This is a genomic window from Candidatus Thermoplasmatota archaeon (genome assembly GCA_035540375.1).
Taxonomy (GTDB): Archaea; Thermoplasmatota; SW-10-69-26; order JACQPN01; family JAJPHT01; genus DATLGO01.
In genome coordinates, this window is record DATLGO010000006.1 from 1 (window position 1) to 3,749 (window position 3,749).

Genomic DNA, 3,749 nt, shown 5'->3' on the forward strand with positions numbered 1-3,749 from the left:
CGTCGACTGCAACCCGACGGGGTACGCGGACTACTGCCCGAAGAGCGGCAACTACCTTGAGCTCGACACGATGGACGTGTACTACTGGGACACGGGCTCCGCGGACGTGCGCGAGGAGTTCCGGGCGCCGACGCTGACGAATACGAGGGCGAAGGCGGATGCGTCTGCGGGGTACGTCTGGTCGTCTCCGAAGTGGGCCTCGGAATCCCACAATCTCGCTGGTTGCAACTTCCATCTCTGCGCCGCTGCCCGGGTCGCGGTGGTTCACCCCCAGTGTCCTGTCACGCTGCATGTGCAGTGGACGGAGTGGGCATTAGACCCATCGAACGTGTGGGAGAAGAAGGCCCGCACTCAAAGTGACCGAATCGGCTGCGGCACGGTGGTGCACTACGCAGACGTGATGCTGTCGTACCCCGGGGTGTATCCGATCTGGTCTGAGGACATCACGACATGGATCACGTTCGGATTGGATCCGACACAGTACGGCGTCAACACGCGGAACGCTTGCGAAGAGAGCCCCAGCACGTGGGGCTGCTAATCGGGTTCCGGGTGTTCTCCATGATCCGCTTAGTCATGGCGTCCCTCATCGCCGTCGGCGCTCTGGGCGGCGGCTTCATCGCGGGTGGTGCGGCAGCCTGTGAGCCGGGGCATGTGGGTGAACCGATCCCTCTGGAAGGGCCGACGGGGGTTTCATGGAGTTCCGATGGCGTGAGCGTTCATGAATCTCACATCGGGAACGTTTGGAAACACAATTATCAAGCTGTTCCTGGTGGACCTTGTCTTGCAGGGGTCTATCTGGAACCGGGCGATCCTGATCTCGCGTGCCCGAACGGGCCCGGCGCAGTCGGTTCCCCTGTGACCGTCTCCGGGCCGACGGCGGCCTATTGGGGTGCGTCGGGGCTGGAGTATGCCGAGTCGCCTATTCTGAGCGTCCAGAAGCGGAACGAGGAGCCCGTCCAAGACGGGCCCTGCGCTCCGATGGCCTCTGTGACGCCGGGTCAGCCCGACTTCCGATGCCCCGGGGGCTCGGGTCCAGTAGGGTCATCCATGCCGGTCATGATTCCGACCGGTGTCTATTGGAGGGATCCTCACGCAATCTTCACCCCCGTGGGTGTGACGGAAGCTCAAGCTGCTGCTATCCAGCGTCAGAACAATCAGATTGCTGGTAGCGGTCCTTGTGCGCCCGGCATGGGCGTTACTCCTGGCGGCGTCTCTTCGCCATGCCCCAACCGCACGACGTGGTCGATGGGATTCGTGGGCGGTCCCACGCCGGATGATGGCGTCTATTTCGGGCAGGATGGCGATATTTATACAGGGGGAAACCAACGGCAGGTTTCGTTGCGCGCCGCGAATGACGAGGTCGGGGGCCGTTGCCTACCCCTCGTGGTGGTCGAGCCCCAGAGCGGCGCGGAGTGGGAGCAGTGCGTCTCTTGCCTTCCGTGAATCCTCGGCTGCGCGTCGTCGCGTTGCTGATGGTCTGCGGGTTGGCAATTGTCATGCCGCTTGGGCAATCGGCATCGTCCGCCCCCGCCACGCTGGTTGCGTCAGGAACCGGTGACGGGCCGGGTTGGATCTATCTCGAGGTGCGCGATCGCACACCTGGTCCGTTCTCGTTCGAATTCTGGGCGCATGACGTCCAGCCTCCCGCCGCCTGGGGTTCGCAGAATTGGTTCATGGGAACCCATGCGCAGACGGAGAAGAGCGTGGTGCACGCTAGCGCCGAAGGGGTTGGCGGCGTCACGGTTGAAGCCGCTCCGCTGGCCCACGGCCCCTCCAGCAGTCCGATCGTTTCACTCTGGTCAAGTATTCTGGGTAGAGAGGGATTCCGGGGCCTCACGTGGATCTCCGGCGCGACGACCGGTTGGAGCTTCGAACTGAGAGGCAATCCAGACATGGAAATCCTCGAACTCCGGACAGGGAACACGAGTTTCCTCTACACCGGGAAGGATTTTCCTTCGAAACTCCACGCCGAGGCCTACGTTGCGCGGCCGGGCGCGCGCGCCCAACTTGACGCGGCGCTTGAAGTGGATTTCACGGGTCGATGGGCGGGTTCCTATCTCGTGACTTCGCTTCCGCGCTTCGTGGGTGTCCCGGAGCCCGCGACGTGGTTGAATTGGACGGCGCCGGGTGGTGAAACCAAGGAATGCCGTTGCGATTGGGCTCAACATTATGACACGGTCACGCGGGGTCCGCCGGGATTGAATCGATTCGCGTTCACGTCCATCACGGCCGGGGACTCGCTCAACGACGAGATCTATTTCACGGGTGTCGATTTCGGCGACTACGTGAGCCGCAGTTGGACCTGAGGGTCAAGCGCCCGTCCTCCCCCGTCCCGCCCACCGCGCGGCCGCGAGGCCGACGCCGTAGAGCGCGACGAGAGGGACGCCGACGAGGAACTGGCTCACGACGCTCGGGTCCGGCGTGACGATGCCCGCGGCGAGGAAGATGATCACGATCGCGTGCTTCCACTTGCGCGCGAACCACTCGGGCGTCGCGAGGCCGAGGCGCACGAGCGCGACCATGACGACGGGGAGCTCGAACGCGAAGCCGAAGAGCGCGGTGATGACGAGCGCAAACGAAACCATGTCGCCGAGCGAGAGGAGCGTCGCGACGCCGAGCGCGCCCGCGTAGCCGTAGAGCGTGCCCATCATCACGGGCACCATGATCATGTACGCGAACACCGCGCCGACGACGAAGAGCGCGGTGACGACGGGCACGACGGAGGCGACGAGGCGGCGCTCGCGGTCGTGGAGCGCGGGCGCGAAGAACGCGCCCATCTGATGCGCGGCGAGCGGCACCGTCGCGAGGAGCGCGAGGAAGAGCGCGACCTGCACCTCGGCGAGCACCGCGTCGAACGGGCGCAGGACGACGAGTTCGACGCCGGGCGGGACAACGTGCGCGGCGATGGCCGTGAGCGCGCCCGCGGCGATGGAGCGCTCGACGTCGAGCACCGGCACGGGCACCGTCCGCCCGCCGAGGTCGGCGGACCCGATGCCGATCGTGAAGAAGACGACGTTCAGGAGCGCGAACGGTACCGCCGCGACGAGGAGCCGCTGCTGGATCTCGCGGAGATGTCCAAGGAGCGTCGTCGCCTCGGTCGGGGGCGGGACCTTGCGCGCGGTCCATGCGCGGCCGGCAACGAGGAGCACGACCGCGAGGCCCGCGACGACGGCGAGGACCTCGAGGCCCGCGGCCTTCGGGCCGACGGTCGGGGCGCCCGCGAGCGCAAGGGCGATGCGCGTCCCCGCCGCGACGTCCGCGTCGGAGGCGCCCCACCAGACGAGGCCGAGGCGCTCGCCTTCGGCCGAGAACGCGTCGGAGGCGGGGGCGCCCGTGCCGGGCGGGAGGCCGAGGCGCAGGCGCAGGGTCGCGGCGTCGGCGGGGACGACGAGCGTCGGCACGCGGCCCGCGGCTTCGCCCCGCAGCACGACCGTCGCGCGCGCATTCGAGGCGTTCGCGGGAAGCGGCCCCACGACGAGCGTCTCGGCGGTCGCGAGATGCCACGCGTCGGTGGGGACGCCGTCCACGCGCACGTCCACGATCTCGCCGCGCGACGGCGCCCAGAGGGTCACCGACTCGGGCGCGGCGCCGCGCCACGCGACGAGGTTTTCCGCGGTCCAGACGCCGGTCTCCGTGGAGGCGCGGAGTTCGAACGCGACGACGTCCGCGCGCGCGAGGCCCTGCGCGCCGGAGGCGGGCGCGAGCGCCGCGCCCGAGTCGGTGACCCTCTGGGCGCCGTCGCGCGGCGA

General features: G+C 67.6%; 3 protein-coding genes. 2 read left to right on the forward strand and 1 reads right to left on the reverse strand.

Features of this window, described 5'->3' with window-relative positions; translation table 11 throughout:
- Together VM889_00565 and VM889_00570 are read left to right on the forward strand one after the other, a co-directional pair.
- Positions 1 to 538: hypothetical protein (locus VM889_00565; GenBank protein HVL47030.1), on the forward strand; the 538-nt coding region annotated here is incomplete at its 5' end.
- An 892-nt stretch (positions 539 to 1,430) separates the two neighbouring features.
- Positions 1,431 to 2,306, forward strand: coding sequence for a hypothetical protein (locus VM889_00570; GenBank protein HVL47031.1), 876 nt, complete (start codon positions 1,431 to 1,433; stop codon positions 2,304 to 2,306).
- A 3-nt stretch (positions 2,307 to 2,309) separates the two neighbouring features.
- Here VM889_00570 and tatC read toward each other — a convergent pair.
- A partial coding sequence (gene tatC / locus VM889_00575; protein HVL47032.1) for a twin-arginine translocase subunit TatC occupies positions 2,310 to 3,749 on the reverse strand: 1,440 nt, incomplete at its 5' end.